At 40.9% G+C, this 16,189-nt stretch carries 20 protein-coding genes; 7 read left to right on the top strand and 13 right to left on the bottom strand.

The window, feature by feature from the left end; all coding sequences use genetic code 11:
* Positions 1-6: 6 nt before the first annotated feature.
* The 3 genes from WDB87_RS11980 to WDB87_RS11970 are packed head-to-tail and all read right to left on the bottom strand — an operon-like array spanning position 7 to position 2,251.
* A complete protein-coding gene (locus WDB87_RS11980) occupies positions 7-996 on the bottom strand; it encodes a COX15/CtaA family protein (protein WP_337849986.1) in 990 nt (329 codons plus the stop codon).
* A gap of 30 nt (positions 997-1,026) precedes the next feature.
* A complete protein-coding gene (locus tag WDB87_RS11975) occupies positions 1,027-1,521 on the bottom strand; it encodes a hypothetical protein (RefSeq protein ID WP_004588220.1) in 495 nt (164 codons plus the stop codon).
* Complete coding sequence (locus WDB87_RS11970; RefSeq protein ID WP_286245546.1) at positions 1,511-2,251, bottom strand: SURF1 family protein; 741 nt, start codon at positions 2,249-2,251, stop codon at positions 1,511-1,513. Before WDB87_RS11970 ends, WDB87_RS11975 begins: the two co-directional genes overlap by 11 nt.
* A gap of 14 nt (positions 2,252-2,265) precedes the next feature.
* On the opposite strand from WDB87_RS11970, the gene WDB87_RS11965 reads away from it, so the two are divergent.
* Positions 2,266-2,577, top strand: a complete 312-nt coding sequence (locus tag WDB87_RS11965; protein ID WP_308447155.1) for a DUF2909 domain-containing protein — start codon at positions 2,266-2,268, stop codon at positions 2,575-2,577.
* On the opposite strand, the gene WDB87_RS11960 is transcribed toward WDB87_RS11965, so the two are convergent.
* The 5 genes from WDB87_RS11960 to lexA form a co-directional block, all read right to left on the bottom strand.
* Positions 2,477-3,352 carry a cytochrome c oxidase subunit 3 gene (locus tag WDB87_RS11960; protein ID WP_337849985.1) on the bottom strand — a complete coding sequence of 292 codons (876 nt, stop codon included), beginning with the start codon at positions 3,350-3,352 and terminating at the stop codon, positions 2,477-2,479. The two genes, WDB87_RS11965 and WDB87_RS11960, sit on opposite strands and share 101 nt — an antisense overlap.
* A gap of 35 nt (positions 3,353-3,387) precedes the next feature.
* Entirely contained in the window at positions 3,388-3,918 is a 531-nt protein-coding gene (locus tag WDB87_RS11955; protein ID WP_055015465.1) for a cytochrome c oxidase assembly protein, read from the bottom strand.
* A complete protein-coding gene (ctaD, locus tag WDB87_RS11950) occupies positions 3,918-5,510 on the bottom strand; it encodes a cytochrome c oxidase subunit I (RefSeq protein WP_004588215.1) in 1,593 nt (530 codons plus the stop codon). The genes WDB87_RS11955 and ctaD overlap by 1 nt, the downstream gene beginning before the upstream one ends.
* On the bottom strand, positions 5,510-6,646 hold the full coding sequence (gene coxB / locus WDB87_RS11945) for a cytochrome c oxidase subunit II (protein WP_337849984.1): 1,137 nt from the start codon (positions 6,644-6,646) through the stop codon (positions 5,510-5,512). The genes ctaD and coxB overlap by 1 nt, the downstream gene beginning before the upstream one ends.
* A 471-nt stretch (positions 6,647-7,117) precedes the next feature.
* Positions 7,118-7,735, bottom strand: coding sequence for a transcriptional repressor LexA (gene lexA, locus WDB87_RS11940; RefSeq protein ID WP_004588213.1), 618 nt, complete (start codon positions 7,733-7,735; stop codon positions 7,118-7,120).
* A 176-nt stretch (positions 7,736-7,911) separates the two neighbouring features.
* On the opposite strand from lexA, the gene WDB87_RS11935 reads away from it, so the two are divergent.
* Entirely contained in the window at positions 7,912-8,352 is a 441-nt protein-coding gene (locus WDB87_RS11935) for a PaaI family thioesterase (protein ID WP_286245549.1), read from the top strand.
* 4 nt (positions 8,353-8,356) lie between these two features.
* Here WDB87_RS11935 and WDB87_RS11930 read toward each other — a convergent pair whose 3' ends face one another.
* Positions 8,357-8,737: a hypothetical protein gene (locus WDB87_RS11930; protein WP_004589368.1), complete on the bottom strand. Its 381-nt coding sequence runs from the start codon at positions 8,735-8,737 to the stop codon at positions 8,357-8,359.
* A 230-nt stretch (positions 8,738-8,967) separates the two neighbouring features.
* On the opposite strand from WDB87_RS11930, the gene WDB87_RS11925 reads away from it, so the two are divergent.
* Both WDB87_RS11925 and WDB87_RS11920 read left to right on the top strand, forming a co-directional pair.
* Positions 8,968-9,219: a DUF7218 family protein gene (locus WDB87_RS11925; protein WP_286245550.1), complete on the top strand. Its 252-nt coding sequence runs from the start codon at positions 8,968-8,970 to the stop codon at positions 9,217-9,219.
* Positions 9,220-9,361: 142 nt separating this feature from the next.
* Positions 9,362-10,078, top strand: coding sequence for a hypothetical protein (locus WDB87_RS11920; RefSeq protein WP_337849983.1), 717 nt, complete (start codon positions 9,362-9,364; stop codon positions 10,076-10,078).
* Here WDB87_RS11920 and WDB87_RS11915 read toward each other — a convergent pair.
* Complete coding sequence (locus WDB87_RS11915; RefSeq protein ID WP_337849982.1) at positions 10,053-10,403, bottom strand: VOC family protein; 351 nt, start codon at positions 10,401-10,403, stop codon at positions 10,053-10,055. The genes WDB87_RS11920 and WDB87_RS11915 overlap by 26 nt on opposite strands.
* Positions 10,404-10,529: 126 nt before the next feature.
* On the opposite strand from WDB87_RS11915, the gene WDB87_RS11910 reads away from it, so the two are divergent.
* From WDB87_RS11910 to WDB87_RS11900, 3 genes are all read left to right on the top strand, one after another.
* Positions 10,530-11,189 (top strand): endonuclease, encoded by a 660-nt coding sequence (locus tag WDB87_RS11910; protein WP_286247800.1) that lies wholly within the window; start codon positions 10,530-10,532, stop codon positions 11,187-11,189.
* 108 nt (positions 11,190-11,297) lie between these two features.
* Complete coding sequence (locus WDB87_RS11905) at positions 11,298-12,917, top strand: S41 family peptidase (RefSeq protein ID WP_337849981.1); 1,620 nt, start codon at positions 11,298-11,300, stop codon at positions 12,915-12,917.
* Positions 12,917-13,285, top strand: a complete 369-nt coding sequence (locus WDB87_RS11900) for a hypothetical protein (protein ID WP_337849980.1) — start codon at positions 12,917-12,919, stop codon at positions 13,283-13,285. The genes WDB87_RS11905 and WDB87_RS11900 overlap by 1 nt, the downstream gene beginning before the upstream one ends.
* A 60-nt stretch (positions 13,286-13,345) precedes the next feature.
* On the opposite strand, the gene hmpA is transcribed toward WDB87_RS11900, so the two are convergent.
* Genes hmpA through WDB87_RS11885 form a run of 3 tightly spaced genes read right to left on the bottom strand, consistent with a single transcriptional unit; the run spans position 13,346 to position 16,049 of the window.
* The gene (gene hmpA, locus WDB87_RS11895) at positions 13,346-14,527 is read right to left on the bottom strand and encodes an NO-inducible flavohemoprotein (protein WP_055015478.1); all 1,182 of its coding nucleotides are present in this window, start codon (positions 14,525-14,527) and stop codon (positions 13,346-13,348) included.
* Between the two features lie 20 nt (positions 14,528-14,547).
* Complete coding sequence (locus tag WDB87_RS11890; protein ID WP_337849979.1) at positions 14,548-15,780, bottom strand: NnrS family protein; 1,233 nt, start codon at positions 15,778-15,780, stop codon at positions 14,548-14,550.
* Positions 15,780-16,049: a hypothetical protein gene (locus WDB87_RS11885; protein ID WP_055015480.1), complete on the bottom strand. Its 270-nt coding sequence runs from the start codon at positions 16,047-16,049 to the stop codon at positions 15,780-15,782. Before WDB87_RS11885 ends, WDB87_RS11890 begins: the two co-directional genes overlap by 1 nt.
* Between the last annotated feature and the right edge of the window lie 140 nt (positions 16,050-16,189).

The following is a 16,189-nucleotide window of genomic DNA, read 5'->3' as shown; positions in this document are numbered from 1 at the left end:
TCCCCTTTATGTGCGTGCTTTTAGGTAGTAACACAACCTAACCATAGTCAATAACAAAATAGCTGCCATTAAATTGTGCGCCAGTGCCACTCCAAGCGGAAAATGCCAATGCACCACCGCAAGTCCCAAACTAATTTGGCAAAGTAGTGCAACGAGCACGCTGACAGTACAGTGTTTTATTTTTGCAGATTGCGCTTGCCTATATATACGCCACATAATTAGCGCCAACACAATACATGTAACTAGCGCCCAAATTCTGTGTAGTAGATGAATAGACATACGTGCCTGCTGCGATAACACTCCGTACTCATAATTACTGTGCTCAAGCGGCAGCTGAAACACACTACTGAGTGAAAATGGCTGCGCATAACTACACAGCGGTAAACCATTACAGTGTGGCGCCGCATAATTTGCTGCAAGCCACCCACCTAAAGCAATTTGAATAACCAATACAGTCAATGCAACTAAGCTCAATGAAAAGTAGCGTTTAGCGCTACTATCTCCGCCTTCTATAGGCTTACTGGTTAAACGCAGATATAAAAGAGTGATTAGCGATAAAATACTAAATCCCCCCAACAAATGGCCCATTACAATGAGCGGTTGCAAGTTCATAGTAACGGTCCACATACCCAGCGCAGCCTGAAATACAACTAACAATAATAAGGTTAGCGGTAATTTAACCGGCGTGTTTGAGTAATGGCGCTTTACAAAAGCCAATACAAATAGCGCTAAAATAAGCAACCCCAGCGCGCCTGCAAAGTAACGGTGGATCATTTCTTTCCACGCTTTGGCGGTTTCAAACATCATATCTGGGTAACTTTGGGTAGCCAGTGCGATATCGGCTTCATGTTTTGGTACAGTTAAAAAACCATAGCAACCTGGCCAATCAGGGCAACCAAGACCTGCGTCACTTAAACGTGTATAAGCACCTAGCCCTACCACCAACAGCGCAAGTAACCCCGTTGCAAGTACCCAGTTTTTATAATTTTTATACATAGGAATCTCCCATTAACAATGCGCTATTAATTAGCTTGAACGAGAATAATTAAGTAGTTTTTTTAAATCTTTTAATAAACCTTTTTGTACTAAACGGTTTTCTTGAGGCTGCTCTTTAAACGGATATTCAAGCACCACTAAACCCATATGATCGATTAAATATAAGCTAGCGGGCTGCAAATTTTGTTGCGCGTTAAAGGTTTTCCAAGGAATGTTTTTAACTTTTGGCGCCCCCATTACAGCCATATCAACCTTGCCTTGGTTTTTTCCTAGGGCGATATATAAGTTATCAAGCGCATTGAGCTGCTCATTGCACGAAGCATTACATTTATTGGAGTAATTAAGCGCAATTGTCCATTGCTTAGGGTTATGTTGCTGCCAGTTTTCAAGCTTTACTTCGTGCTGTAAAAACTCGCCATTATTGGTAATAGCGCTAGGCAACCAGTCTAGTTTTAGCGCACCGTATGCGAGTACTAGCGGTACAGCGCAACATACAACAAACAAAACTAAAGGATTATTTTTCATTGTTAGTCCTCTTTTTACTGGCAAAAATGGCCACCACTACACAGGCTAAGGCTATTAAAAACCATTGCACTGCATACGCTTGGTGCTTTTGCGGACTCATCACCACCGCTTTGTAATGCGGTATAGCTAGCGCATCTCCAGCACCTTGACGATAAGCCATAAAATTAAATAACGATTGATTACTCTGCTCACTTAGCTTTTGTAAATCTATTGATTGAATTCGTTTTTGAAGGTCTTGTTTTGTCGAATTGGTTTGTAAGTTAAAGCTCGTTAGATTTTGCTCTTTTATCTGCGCTTTAAACGTAATATTACGTTTAGGAAGTTGGATGTTCGGTAATTCACTGCGTGAAATAGGCGCTTTTACCCACCCTAAATTAACGAGTAAAGCATCACTTGCTTGGCTTGGCTTAAATAAAACCAATAAATCGTAACCGACTTGCCCTTGGTAAACTTGGTTATCTAAAAGCCAGTATTGCTGATTTATTATTTTTCCGACAAGCTCAACCACTACACCTGTTTTATTCCACTTTGTAGGCATGGCCTGTAATTGCCCCCAGCTCATTACACCTTGGGTTTGCATTTTAGCTATAGCTGTTAGCTGTTGCTGCTTTTGCTCAGCCCTTGCTAATTGCCAATACCCTAAACGTACACATACCAGCACCACAGCTACCACAACGCAAAGTGCGATAAATGAGCTAAGCTTTTGTTTACGCCTTAAAATTAACTGCATAAAGGGTCAACCCAGTGATTATTAAAATTATTATTGTGCTGCTGTTACTATTTATACTTTTCAACTTGTTTAGAGCGCTATTTATTATGGTGACCGACAAATCTGGCGGTCGGCCTATGTCGCATTTTTTAGGCCGTCGTGTGCTGTTTTCTGTGGTAGTTTTGGTGATGGTGATAGCCGCTGTAAAACTTGGTTTTATAAAGGCTAATCACTCACCATTAACCGTTACAACACATATACAAAAACAAATAAACACAGCCACACCACATCAACAAAATGCCAGTACCAAGCCGCTGCTTGAAACGCAAAATGTTTATCTTTCGTAAAATGGCCTTTTAAAATACGCACAAATACAACAAACAAAATAATGGCGCCAAGGGTCACATGCATGCCATGAAAACCTGTCAGTAAAAAAAATGTATTGCCGTAAATGCCTGCATCTAGTGTTAGATTTAGCTCGTTATAGGCATAAATATATTCTTCTACCTGCAATGCTAAAAAGCACACGCCCAATAAAATGGTTGCTCCCAACATCACTTTTAGCGGTTTACGTTTATTGTTTTCAATAGCTACGTGAGCAAAGTGCAAAGTAACCGAAGACGCTAATAAAATAAGCGTATTAATAAGGGGTAAGCCCTGCCATCCCATAGCTTGCGTGGTTTCACCCGCTGGCGTGGTTAGTAACGGCCATACTGCCTCAAAGGTAGGCCAAAGCACTTCGTTGGTCATCGCATTATTCCCAGCCCCACCTAGCCAAGGTACCGACAGTATGCGGGCGTAAAATAATGCCCCAAAAAAGGCCATAAAAAACATGACTTCAGAGAATATAAACCAGCTCATGCCCTGTCTGAACGAGCGGTCCATTTGCGCTGAATACAAGCCCTGATCAGACTCGCTAATTACATTTTTAAACCAACTAAAAATCATATATAGCAGCACTGCAATGCCTGCATATAGCAGGTACACACCGCTGCCCCCTTCACTTTCTAAATTCATAACTGTTAACGCCGCACCCACTGCAATAAAAAATAACGCCACCGCGCCCACTATGGGCCAAGGGCTTTGCTCGGGTACGTAGTAGTTTTCATAATCTTGATTCATGTTACTTGCTCCTAGTTTTTCACTAGACATGCAGGCTAGTTATTACTTGCTACCAGCTGCTCACTAATATCAAATACGGTGTACGATAAAGTTAGCTCTTCTACGTCGCTCGGCAGAGCAGTATCTACATAAAACAGCAGTTTAAACTCAAGTTCTTCACCCGCTTTTAGCGGTTGTTGATCAAAACAAAAGCACGCTATTTTATGTAAGTACTTAGCCGCCTTTCCAGGCGACACAGAAGGCACCGCTTGCATTACTTTATCGATATCACTGGTGTTTTTTGCGCTAAACATTACCTCACGCATAGCACCCGGTTTCACATCAACACTGTATTCTTTTGACTTAACAATAAACGGCGCACCACTTTGCGCATGGGTTGTAAAGCTCACACCTATCTCTCGGTTTTCAGTGATTTGTGTACTTTGCTTAGCTTGCTCAAGCGACGGCTTGCCATTAAGCCCGGTTATGTCGCAAAACACGTCATATAAGGGCACTAAGGCAAATGCAAAAGCAAACATACCTATACAAATAAGAATTAGGCGCTTTAATAGCGGTGCATGTGTCATTATTTAATTTCCGGCGGTGTAGAAAAAGTATGATACGGCGCAGGAGAGTCTACTTCCCACTCTAAACCTTCAGCACCATCCCATACTTTTGCAGGCACTTTATCGCCCCCTCGGGCACATTTAATTACCACAGCCACAAAGAGTAACTGCGATAAACCAAAGGCAAACCCACCTATGCTTATAATCGCGTTAAAGTCAGCAAACTGCAGAGCGTAATCGGGAATGCGGCGAGGCATACCTGCCAGCCCAACAAAATGCATAGGGAAAAACAGCACATTAACGCTTACCAGCGATAACCAAAAATGCCACTTAGCCAAGGCAATGTTGTACATATTGCCCGTCCATTTAGGCAACCAATAATAAGCGCCTGCCATAATAGAAAATATTGCCCCCGTAACTAACACGTAATGAAAGTGCGCCACCACAAAGTAAGTATCGTGATATTGAAAATCAGCTGGTGTTATAGCCAACATCAACCCCGAAAAGCCCCCCAAGGTAAATAGCACAATAAATGCAATACTAAATAACATGGGTACTTCAAAACTTATTGAACCTCGCCACATAGTGGCCACCCAGTTAAAAACTTTTACTCCTGTTGGCACCGATATCAGCATGGTCGCGTACATAAAAAATAGCTCGCCAGCAACGGGCATACCGGTAGTAAACATATGATGCGCCCACACTATAAAGCTCAGTAATGCGATAGAAGAAGTGGCGTATACCATGGAGGCATAACCAAATAGTTTTTTACGGGAGAACGTAGGCACTATGGTCGAAATAATACCAAAGGCGGGTAAAATCATGATGTACACTTCGGGGTGGCCAAAAAACCAAAATATGTGCTGAAACATTACCGGATCGCCGCCGCCTGCTGCATCAAAAAAGCTGGTTCCAAAGTATTTATCGGTCAATACCATAGTGACCGCTCCGGCCAATACAGGCATAACAGCAATTAATAAAAATGCGGTTATTAGCCATGTCCAAACAAATAATGGTAGCTTCATCCATGTCATGCCTGGGGCACGTAAATTAACGATGGTCACAATAACGTTTATTGCGCCCATAATTGAGCTAATCCCCATAATGTGCACTGCAAACACAAACATTGCAGTGTTGTCGTTACTGTACGTTGTTGAAAGCGGCGCATAGAACGTCCAGCCAAATGCGGGGCCACCTCCAGGCATTAATAACGAGGCCAATAAAATTAAAAAAGCGAAAGGTAAAATCCAAAAGCTCCAGTTGTTCATTCTGGGCAGTGCCATATCTGGCGCGCCAATCATGAGCGGTACCATCCAGTTAGCAAGCCCCGTAAAGGCCGGCATTACAGCACCAAACACCATAATTAAACCGTGTACTGTGGTCATCTGGTTAAAAAAGTGTGGGTCTACCAATTGTAATCCTGGCTGAAATAACTCAGCCCGAATAACCATGGCCATTGCACCGCCAATTAAAAACATAGTCAGCGAAAAAATTAAGTACATGCTGCCAATATCTTTATGGTTTGTTGTGTATAACCAACGTTTAAAACCTTTGGCTGGGTGATGACCGTGGTGAGCGTCATTGGCGTTAGGTTGTTCTACTATGCTACTCATTAGTTCGCCTCCGCATCAAGTGCTGCCTGAATTTCACTAGGTTGGATGACATCACCCGTATCATTACCCCACGCATTACGCTTGTAGGTAATTACTGCCGCAAGCTGCTTTATTGATAACTGTTTAGCAAATGCCTGCATTGCAGTCCCTGGACGACCATGGATCACAACATCTATATGATCTTTTATATCACCTAAAACAATTGGATTGCCTTTTAACGCAGGAAACACGCCCGGTAATCCCATTCCTGTTGGTTGATGACACGCAGCGCAACTTGCCATATACACTTGCTCGCCTAAAGTCATTAACTCTTCTTTAGGCAACGTTTGATCAAGCAAAGCAGCATCGGCTAATGCCGCTTTTTGCTTAGCTTGCTTAGCATCTGCAAGCCATGCGTTAAAGTCCTCTTGCGACTTAGCTTCAACCACCACGGGCATAAAACCATGATCTTTACCGCACAGCTCTGCACACTGTCCTCGGTAAATACCTTCTTCGTTAATGTTGGTCCACGTTTCGTTGATAAACCCCGGATTGGCATCTTTTTTAACGGCAAAATCAGGGACCCACCAAGAGTGGATAACGTCATCTGAGGTCATTAAAAAACGCACCTTTTGATTAATTGGCAGCACTAAAGGTTTATCAACCTCAAGTAAGTAATTAGGGTTTTTATTAGCAAGGTTGGCTATTTCGTCTTGAGGGGTAGATAAAATAGAGTAAAACTCTACGTCTTCGCCCATATATTCATAATGCCACTTCCACTGTGACCCTGTAATTTTAATGGTTAAGTCGGCCTTACTGGCATCCTCCATTGCTATGAGGGTTTTAGTGGCAGGGATTGCCATGGCAATTAAAATAACAAACGGAATGGCAGTCCAAAGAATTTCTACTTTGGTACTTTCATGAAATTGGGCAGGGACTGCCCCTTTAGATTTACGGTGATGAATCAGTGCCCAAAACATTATTGCGAACACTATCACCCCAATCACACAACATATTAAAAATATGGTCATGTGTAGCTGATATACATTATTACTTATATCGGTTACGCCCTTGCGCATATTGTATTGGCTATTAGCCAGCACTTGCTGCGGGAACATAATCAACACAAGCCACAAGGTAGAGGTCAGTTTACCCATGTGACGGCTCCTTTGATGCTATTGCGAATGCAAAGCGAAGAGGCATACGGCTTAAACGCCAATTCGTTATTTTTATTTTTTAACCAATCTTATTTTTAATTGGTATCGCTAGGACAACAAAAGGTTTGTGTATATTGTGTGTTCTCATAACTAAAAAGCTGTGAGTTATTGTTAGTCCAGCACATTAATGATTAGCTAAAAAACGTACAACAAGCAAGTTTTAGTATAAAAAACAATCAAGTGATATTTTAAAATTGATTAAATTACGAAGTATTAAATTGTTATTTAACAGCCAAGATACGAGCAAAATTAAGGGATGTAACACGCTTAGGAAGATAAAAGTATGAGTGAAAAAAAGTTTACAGGCTAAATAATTTTAGGCCGCTTTGAGGTAGTGGAAGGTCTTTTTTAAAACAAAAATGCACACTTAACAGTGCGCATTTATAAAAAGTGACTTAAAAATAGTTAAAATTACATCCAGTCAGCATTTCTTATTACGCCAACAGCTAAACCTTCAATATTAAAAGATTCGTTTTCAAGGTCTACTTCTATAGGGGTAAACTCTTCGTTTTCGGCGTGTAATAATACTTTTCGGCCTGCTTTTTCTAAGCGTTTTACAGTTACATCTTCATCTACTCGTGCAACCACAACTTGGCCGTTTTCTGCTGTTTGAGTACGGTGTACGGCAAGTAAGTCGCCATCCATAATACCTATATCTTTCATACTCATACCGTTTACACGCAGTAAAAAGTCTGCGGCGGGTTTAAACATAAGTGGGTCTATTTTACAGTGACTCTCAACATGTTCTTGCGCCAAAATAGGCGAACCTGCTGCAACTCGGCCTATTAATGGCAGACCTAGTTGCTCTGGCTCTTCTTCTTCAACTAATTGAATACCGCGGCTTGCGCCTGGCTTCATTTTAATAACGCCTTTTTTGGCAAGCGCTTTTAAGTGCTCTTCTGCGGCATTGGCACTTTTAAAACCTAATGTTTGTGCAATTTCGGCACGTGTAGGAGGCATACCAGTGTCTTTAATAAAAACTTTTATTAGTTCGAGTATTTGAGCTTGGCGTTTCGTTAATGGTCGCATACAACTGGTTTTCCATACAGTACATTTAACTGTGAGTATATACAGTTAAATAAAAATCGCAAATTTAAATTGCGCTTTAATTAGCTAAACCAAATACACATGTGTACATTTTAGGTAATTATTAAAATTGCATATATAAAATGCTATAAACAAGGTTTTAATTCAAAGGAGTAGTTATGAGTATTTGGTATCAACCCATCACATTAGCGCTTTGCAAACAGTTAGATGAAGGTATAAACGGCCAAGGTACTTTAATGAAAACCATGGGGATAGAAATAACCGAGATAGGGGAAGATTACCTAGTTGCGACTATGCCCGCAATACCTGAGCATCATAACCCAATGGGAATGGTACACGGCGGCGCTAATGTAGTACTTGCCGAAACAGTTGCTAGTTATGCTGCTAATTTTGTTGTTGATTTTACAAAGTTTTACTGTGTAGGGCAGGAAATTAGTGCAAGCCATTTAAAAGCGTCACGCAATGGGACGTTAACAGCAACGGCTCGTGCATTTCATATTGGTAAGCGCAGTTCTGTATGGGAAATAAAAATAACCAATAGCCGCAACGAGCTTTGCTGCGTATCAAAAATGACCGCAGCAGTGGTTGAGCGAAAGTAATAGCTTACTTTTCGATAGGGTAAATTGTTATTTCCATACCCGCGCCAATTGCAGATATACGTAATAACGTGTCTGCATGCAGCGCCTGATTAAAACATTTTGGTGACGTACCAGACTCAAAACCAATATCAAAGGTTCTGCGAGAGCAGCTTAGCCATTGCTTGAGCGCGTTACGAGAACACGACTCAATAAGCTCGCACAAGTGGTTAATAGCTTTATCTGGCGTGGTTATGTCACCTGAGGCTTCAATACGCGCAAGTTGACGATATTCGTCTTTGTCATAATGTAAAACCATCGCGTTTTTCTTTAAGTCTGCCACTAGGGCGCTAATATCTTGTTTAGACTCAAGCTCTAGATCTACATTTAAAAATTGAATTTCCGACATTGTCTGCTTTTTACCCTCTTATAGTTTCATCGCAAACTTTAACGCAGTTTTACTTTTATACCAAATCAACTAAGCGGTAAACATGGCTTTATTAATAGAAAATGCCTGTTTAAACGCCATTGGCACCTAATTTGCCTTATAAAACGGGTTAGGCTAGTTACGCTTAATTTTACCGTTTATGTATGAAAGTTATACACACACTGTGTAATTAAACGCTCAGGAGAGAAGTTATGGTAGATCATGGCCCGCAAATTAAAAACGACGATCAGTACGATGCGCTTCGCGATGAAGGCATGAGCAAACAAAAAGCCGCACGTATTGCTAATAGTAATACTCATAAAACAGCTGTAAAAGGCGGTAAAGCCTCAAATTATGAGCAACGTACAAAAAAACAGTTATACGATAAAGCAAAAGAGGTAGGCATTAGTGGCCGCTCTAAAATGAGCAAACAAGAGCTAATAAACGCCCTGCGAGAGAATTAAACGCAGCCTCTCTGATTTTTATCGCTCCTTTTTATTATTTTTATAAAGTTAGAGTAAGCTTATGAATAACTGCGACAAAATGCCGCAGTAAAAGCATGGACTGCTGTAATACACTAACGCTAAAAATAATAAGAAGCACAAAATGAGAAAACAACTATTTAAGCGCGCTCGAAAACTACATAAGTGGCTAGGCTTTTTACTTGCCTTACAAATTTTAGCTTGGCTTTTAGGTGGCTTAGTAATGAGCGCGATACCACTTGAATACGTGCATGGTAAGCACCTTGCCAAGCGCACACTTACAAACCCATTTACACAAGCAGACTACCTTACATCACTCGATAATATTACGTCACAAGTGGCTAACCCCACTCAAATAATATTTGAGCACTTTTTAACTACTCCGCTTATTACTGTTATTAACAGCACCGAGCAGCAAAGCTTTAGTGGTTTAACGGGCCGCCCCTTTCAGCCGCCCACTAAAATACAAATCACCGCTAATGCGCAAGCTCATTTACTCATCGACGCTAAGCCAATTAGCACAACGCTTTTAAAACAAGGCCCTCGAGAAGTGGGATACAAAACAAATGTGTGGCAAGTACAATTTAACGACACCTTTAATACTACGCTATATTTAAATGCAATTAACGGCAAAGTTATTACCGTTCGCAGCACATTATGGCGCATTTTCGACTTTTTTTGGATGCTGCACATAATGGATTACGACGAGCGAGAAGATTTTAACAACCCGTTACTTATCAGCTTTGCAGCCACCAGCGTGCTATTTTGTTTGTGCGGTATCATTTTATTAATACAAAACGTTAGGCTAAAAAAGCTTACACGTGTTGGTCAATCAAAATAGGGTTGCCGTCTGGGTCGGTAATAATAAAACTTTTATCACCCACAGGCTCAACGCTTATATTAGCGCTTTGAAAATATTCACTGAGCGTATCAACATCTTTAAAGTTTGTAACTGTTTGTGCATGCTGATCCCAACCAGGGTTGAAGGTCAGCATGTTTTTATCAAACATACCCGAGAACAAGCCAATCAAATGCTCACCGTTTTTCATTACTAGCCAGTTTTGTTCTACCTCGCCTGCAAACTCACTAAAACCCAGCTTTTCATAAAACGCTTTAGAGGCCCTAATATCTTTAACCGTTAAACTTATTGAAAAAGCACCTAGCATGGTCATCTCCTCGCTATTTTTTATATCAGTATAGAGTGTACTAAGCATTGCGGATTAAAATTTGCTCAGGGTTTATCTTTTAGCAGCAAAACTTTAGACTAGCGCCTCCTGTAGTTCACGTATGTGATGGATATGCTTAAATTTATTTTGGCCTTTGTGGCTTGTTGTATTTGTTTTTCTGCATCGAGTGAAGAATTTACCCGCTTTTCAACGGCTAAAAGGCACTTAATTAAAACCCTACCCGATAACGCTAAAAGCCTTTACTGCGGCTGCGACATTAAAAAACAGGGTAAAAAGCTAATCCCCGATCCTAGCAACTGTGGCTACATTCCGCGTAATACATTAACTTCCTCTGGCAAAGTTAATGTACGTGCACTGCGTATAGAGTGGGAGCATATAGTGCCCGCGTGGGAGTTTGGCCATCAGCTACAATGCTGGCAAAACGGTGGGCGTAAAAACTGCCGTAAGGTCAGTGCCAAATTTAGAAAAATGGAAGCCGACATAAACAATTTAGCTCCCGCTATTGGCGAAATTAACGCAGACCGCTCTAATTATCGCTTTGGTATGCTTAGCGAAAACGCCACACAATATGGCCGCTGCGAAGTAAAAGTTAACTTTAAACAACGCGTAGTAGAGCCACCATTTTATGCCCGTAAACGCATTGCCGACACCTACGCTTATATGCAAAAAACATACGGTTTAAAAATATCAGACAAACAACAAAAGCTATTTGATGCGTGGCAAAGGCAAGCGTTTGCGAATAAAAGTAGTACAAGCAAGCTCTAAAAAAGCCAGGTTTGTACACTCATTTACATAAATCAGGGCCAAATACGTTGAATAAATAAGCGGGTGTTGTAGTATTTTAAACAACTTATTTACAAAAAGTAGTTTTGTATGTTTAAAAATAATAAAGCATCACTCGCTATTATTGCTGCACTTTCAGGTCTAACGCTTGCTGGTTGTGGCGGCGGTAGCAGCATGAATGAAACGCCAGACCCAGTCATTACACCTCCTACAAGCACAGCCCCAACATGGACGGCAGGTGTATTTGAGCCATCGGATGAGTTAAAAAACTTTTGCGAAACACCCCGCACTGGCAACGACCCGTTTAATAATAATGAGCCTTACCCAGACCAAGCAGGCTCAGCACTTTACGAAAAGCTTTGGCTTCGCTCGTGGAGTGACGAAACCTACCTTTGGTATGATGAAATTGCCGATAACGACCCTGAGTCATTCAATACTGTAGCGGAGTACTTTGCGCAGCTAAAAACCGAAGAACTAACCGACTCAGGTGCTAAAAAAGATAACTTTCATTTTTCTGAGCCTTCTGAGGACTTCTTTCAAGAAGCACAATCGGGTGTTACCTCAGGTTATGGCATAAATTGGGCATTTATAGGCGACTCAGCCGATAGAATTTTGCGTGTTGCTTACCTGGAGGATGACTCACCAGCAAGCCAAATTGGCTTTCAACGAGGTGATACCGTACTTGAAGTTGATGGCGTAAGTATAAACACCAATACTCAAGCAGGTATAGATACCCTAAACGAAGGTTTATTTAGCCCAACTAATGGTGACTCGCACACCATCGTTGTGCGCAGTAACGATGGCGCTGAAAAAACCTTTAACGTCACCGCTGGTAACATAGAGCAAACGCCGGTACAAAACATAAAAACCATTACCACAGCAAATGGTACTAGCGTAGGGTACATGCAGTTTAATAGCCATATAGGCATTGCCCAAGAAGGCTTAATAGCTGCGGTTAATAAATTTAAAACCGATAATGTAGAAGAGCTTGTTATCGACTTTAGATACAATGGAGGCGGTTTATTAGCGCTTTCTTCGCAGCTGGCTTACATGGTGGCAGGCAGTGCCAACATTCAAAATCGTATTTATTACCAAACCCAGCAAAACGATAAACAACCGGTAGAATCGCCTTTTCCGTTTATAGATGAAGAAATTGATTACTCAACCTTTTTTAGCACTGGTGAAAGCCTCCCCGATTTAAACCTATCTAAAGTGTATGTACTTAGTACATCGGGTACTTGTTCGGCATCAGAAGCTTTTATTAACGGTTTAAAAGGTATAGACGCAGAAGTTGTACTCATTGGCGACACAACCTGCGGTAAACCATACGGTTTTACCCCTACGCATAACTGCGGCACCACTTATTACACCATTCAATTTAGCGGTATTAACAGTAAAGGGTTTGGTGAATATGCAGCAGGCTTTACGCCTACCGCTTCACCGCAGTTTGATGCTGATGTAAAAGGTTGTGTAGTTAGTGATGACTTTGACAGCCCGTTAGGCGACCCAAGCGAAGGAATACTCTCTACTGCGCTTTATCATATAGATAATAACGGCACATGCCCTGTTAGCACCGCTTCTGCGGGCATTAAAACGCAAATACAAAGCGCTGCTGGCGATAGCAAGCAACTATTACCTTTAAACGCACCTAATGACTTTAACCGTGGCAATATGGACTTAACCTGGCCTACGTTAAATAAGGACAAGTAATGACAAAGCTCGTGGCAGTATTAACCTTATTGTTTATTGGAGGCTGTAACAGTATGAGTAATGCCACTGCTAAGCCTGCGCTACTTACCGAGGTAAACCCAGGCGTTATAGCCACACTGCAGCAAGCGATTATAAAAGCGAAGGGCGGCACACTAGTTACACTTGCCGACACCGTTTTTACTAAACGCAGCGAACTGTTACTAAGCCATGGTACAAATAAAGATCCAAATGGCATGCCCATAATGGGCGCGCATAATATAAAGTCTGAAAAATTTGTTTTACAAATAATCGGCGAGCAGTGCGTGCTTTATTATCCTAAAAAAGATATGGCTATTGAACTTAAAAACGTAAGTTGTAAAGCGCAATAAAATACTATTAAAAAGACACACAGCATTAATGCTGTGTGTCTTTATCATTTTTCACTTGGTTTATAAGTCTTGATGCGGGCCAAACACTTCGTAATAAATATGCTCGTTTTTAACGCCTAGCGCCAGTAACTGGCTTTTCACAAACGCCATAAACCCAGCCGGGCCACATAAGTAAAAATTGCCATTTGTAAGAGGTAACTGTGCTTTTATGGCTGTTAAGTCCATTAATCCTGTAAAATCAGCCCCTTCAGTACTTTGATTAAACCACGTCATAGTTTGCAAACAGTTATAACCCGTACTTAATTCATTTAAATACTGTGAAAACGAGTGTTGCTGAGTATTTTCGCACGCATGTAAATACATAATGTCTTGATTAGAGTTATCACTTAATAGCGTTTCGAGCATCGCAAGCATGGGCGTTTGTCCAACACCTGCTGAAATAAGTACCGTAGGTTGAGTACTATTTCGTAAAAAGAAATCTCCTGCAGGCGGGTATAGCTCAACTATGTCACCTTGAGCTAGTGAGTGTAAATAATTAGACACCATGCCAGGCTTTGGTTGTAGCTCTTTTTTAACGCTAATACGGTAGTTTGTACCGTTACTTTTTTGCGAAATAGAATACTGGCGAATTTCTTCATATTCAACGCCCTCTGGTTTAACTTTTATGCCTAAATATTGACCAGGTTTATGAGTAATAACCGCTTTGCCATCTACAGGTGTGAGTGTAAAGCTTGTTACTAGCTCAGATTCAATCTGCTTATTGGTTATTTCAAATTGACGAGTACCCGCCCAACCACCCAGAGTGTTTTTACTATGCTCATACAATGCTGCCTCTTCGGTAATACAAATATCGGCAAGCAAAGCGTAAGCTTCACGCCAAGCGTATTCTACATCCGGCGTAAACTGCTCTGGTATTAACTCTTTTAAGGTGCCAATTAAATGAGCACCAACAATGGGATAGTGCTCTGGTAAAATATTTAAACTGGTGTGCTTATGATTAATGCGCGCTAATGCCTCTTTTAACACCGCTAAGTTATCAATATTTTGGGCATATGCCGCTAAGGCGTTAAACAAAGCAAATTGCTGACGCCCAGAGCTTTGATTCGCCATATTAAAAATATTTTTAAGCTCTGGGTTATGGCTAAACAAACGCTTATAAAAATGATCGGTAACAACCGTGCCGGCTTGCGCTAATAACGGAACGGTGCTTTTAACAATCTCAATGGTTTTATCAGATAACATAATGTATTCCTATAGGTAAACTAACCACGACGCCCATCAACACGACGCCGTGTTAAGATAGGTGTGCAGTAAATTAAAAATAATAAAAAAGCCACTAACCACAGCAAAGCACTTATCTGCCAAGCAAAGTGTGACCCAATGATTAAGGGAAGTATTGAGCGAGTAATAGCTGCCACCAGCACAAGAGCAAAAGCAACAGATATATACTTAGGGGTGCTAAGCGTACGCCCTGTATGACCAAGCGATACACGGGTCATCATGGCTAAAATCATCATCCCTATTGTGCCAATAGTGATAAAGTGGAGCGCATCTTTGAAGGGTATTACGTTTGTGTAAAAGCTAAATGCAATCATCATTAAGCCAACACCTAACGCAAAATAAGAAAAATGCAAAGACCATAATAAAGAGACTTTTAGCACTTTTGCATTCCACCAAAGCTTTGCTCGAATTAAGTGAAGCGCAGCAACTATTGCAACAATTAATGCAGGACTAATTGAGCTTAAAAATAACTTGCTGATAAAAAACAAAGTAATTGCCAGTATTGATAAATACAGCAGTGCTTTATCAATTTTAGGAGTGCGTACTTGCTCGCTAAGCAATAAACCTTTAGCAGTAAAAAAGGGGAGTACCCTTGCTGCAACAATACCAACCAGTAAGCTAATCACGAGTACCGCGGTGTCAACCACAGCCAAAGCAAGCTTCATGTTGTTATTTAAAACAAGTAGTAAATAAAGTGTATTGAGGGCGCACAACACACTTAAAATAGCTAAAAATTGATAGTTATTTTTACTGCGTGCTTTTAATAGCATATTAGCCAGCGCAGTAATTGCACCTACCCACCATGCTAGCTGCAACACAATAACAGCCAATAAATTAATATTGCCAACATCGGGCAGCACAATAAAAAAAGCTAAACGAGCACTTACCCATATTAAAGTAAGTAGCATAAGTGCTTTGCCACTTATACTCGGTATGCCCGTCCATGTTTGCGCTGCCGTAAGTAAAAAGCCCACGACAACAACCCCCGTAAAGCCAAACAGCATTTCGTGTGCGTGCCAAAGTGTAGCTGGTATTGTTAAATGCCAATTAGCATGGCCTGTTAAAATAAGTAACCAATAACCTATAGATAAAAATGCCAGCAAACCGCCTGCTAAAAAGTAAGGTCTAAATGCAAGCATCCATAACGGCCATTTAGTTACTTGATAAATAGCTATGCGCGCCGGCACTGGCTCTGTTAAGTTTAGTGGGCGCATTAGCGTACTTCCTGCCCTAAACCATGCTGAGCAACACAACGCAGTACATAACTAACTTTCAAAATAGCTGCCACTACAATAGTGCCAATATGCGCTGATATTTGTACCTGCATCGAAAAGTACTCTGCATAGGGGTAGCTAATTAAAATGCTCACAACCATACAAACAGCGCTCAACCCTAGTACGGCATTAGCAGTAAATAAAAGCGATTCAAAAAATGAGCCCAACTCAACATTGTTGTTTACATTTTTTAGCGTAAGTGTATTCATAACCACCTCAGTAACCATTAACGTTACTTAGCTATTACACATACTGTGCCAACAAAATAAAACATTACTATTCAGTAAGTTAAATATAATCACTTTACAAAATGAGTCCTTATGACCTATTCTATTTTAAATCATAAAAA

This window comes from Pseudoalteromonas sp. C12FD-1, from assembly GCF_037414265.1.
Lineage (GTDB): Bacteria > Pseudomonadota > Gammaproteobacteria > Enterobacterales > Alteromonadaceae > Pseudoalteromonas.
The sequence above is the reverse complement of the archived record's forward strand: the minus strand, read 5'-3'. Positions and strand labels throughout refer to the sequence as shown.

Bases quoted from the DNA above. Each gene is read 5' to 3' on its own strand.
- coxB (WP_337849984.1), bottom strand. From the start codon at position 6,646: ATGGGTAAACTGACCTCTACCTTGTGGCTTGTGTTGATTATGTTCCCG.
- WDB87_RS11900 (WP_337849980.1), top strand. From the start codon at position 12,917: ATGACAAAGCTCGTGGCAGTATTAACCTTATTGTTTATTGGAGGCTGT.
- ctaD (WP_004588215.1), bottom strand. From the start codon at position 5,510: ATGAGTAGCATAGTAGAACAACCTAACGCCAATGACGCTCACCACGGT.
- WDB87_RS11890 (WP_337849979.1), bottom strand. From the start codon at position 15,780: ATGCGCCCACTAAACTTAACAGAGCCAGTGCCGGCGCGCATAGCTATT.
- WDB87_RS11975 (WP_004588220.1), bottom strand. From the start codon at position 1,521: ATGAAAAATAATCCTTTAGTTTTGTTTGTTGTATGTTGCGCTGTACCG.
- WDB87_RS11960 (WP_337849985.1), bottom strand. From the start codon at position 3,352: ATGAATCAAGATTATGAAAACTACTACGTACCCGAGCAAAGCCCTTGG.
- WDB87_RS11955 (WP_055015465.1), bottom strand. From the start codon at position 3,918: ATGACACATGCACCGCTATTAAAGCGCCTAATTCTTATTTGTATAGGT.
- WDB87_RS11930 (WP_004589368.1), bottom strand. From the start codon at position 8,737: ATGTCGGAAATTCAATTTTTAAATGTAGATCTAGAGCTTGAGTCTAAA.
- WDB87_RS11925 (WP_286245550.1), top strand. From the start codon at position 8,968: ATGGTAGATCATGGCCCGCAAATTAAAAACGACGATCAGTACGATGCG.
- WDB87_RS11920 (WP_337849983.1), top strand. From the start codon at position 9,362: ATGAGAAAACAACTATTTAAGCGCGCTCGAAAACTACATAAGTGGCTA.
- WDB87_RS11885 (WP_055015480.1), bottom strand. From the start codon at position 16,049: ATGAATACACTTACGCTAAAAAATGTAAACAACAATGTTGAGTTGGGC.
- hmpA (WP_055015478.1), bottom strand. From the start codon at position 14,527: ATGTTATCTGATAAAACCATTGAGATTGTTAAAAGCACCGTTCCGTTA.
- WDB87_RS11935 (WP_286245549.1), top strand. From the start codon at position 7,912: ATGAGTATTTGGTATCAACCCATCACATTAGCGCTTTGCAAACAGTTA.
- WDB87_RS11905 (WP_337849981.1), top strand. From the start codon at position 11,298: ATGTTTAAAAATAATAAAGCATCACTCGCTATTATTGCTGCACTTTCA.
- WDB87_RS11910 (WP_286247800.1), top strand. From the start codon at position 10,530: ATGGATATGCTTAAATTTATTTTGGCCTTTGTGGCTTGTTGTATTTGT.
- lexA (WP_004588213.1), bottom strand. From the start codon at position 7,735: ATGCGACCATTAACGAAACGCCAAGCTCAAATACTCGAACTAATAAAA.
- WDB87_RS11970 (WP_286245546.1), bottom strand. From the start codon at position 2,251: ATGCAGTTAATTTTAAGGCGTAAACAAAAGCTTAGCTCATTTATCGCA.
- WDB87_RS11980 (WP_337849986.1), bottom strand. From the start codon at position 996: ATGTATAAAAATTATAAAAACTGGGTACTTGCAACGGGGTTACTTGCG.
- WDB87_RS11915 (WP_337849982.1), bottom strand. From the start codon at position 10,403: ATGCTAGGTGCTTTTTCAATAAGTTTAACGGTTAAAGATATTAGGGCC.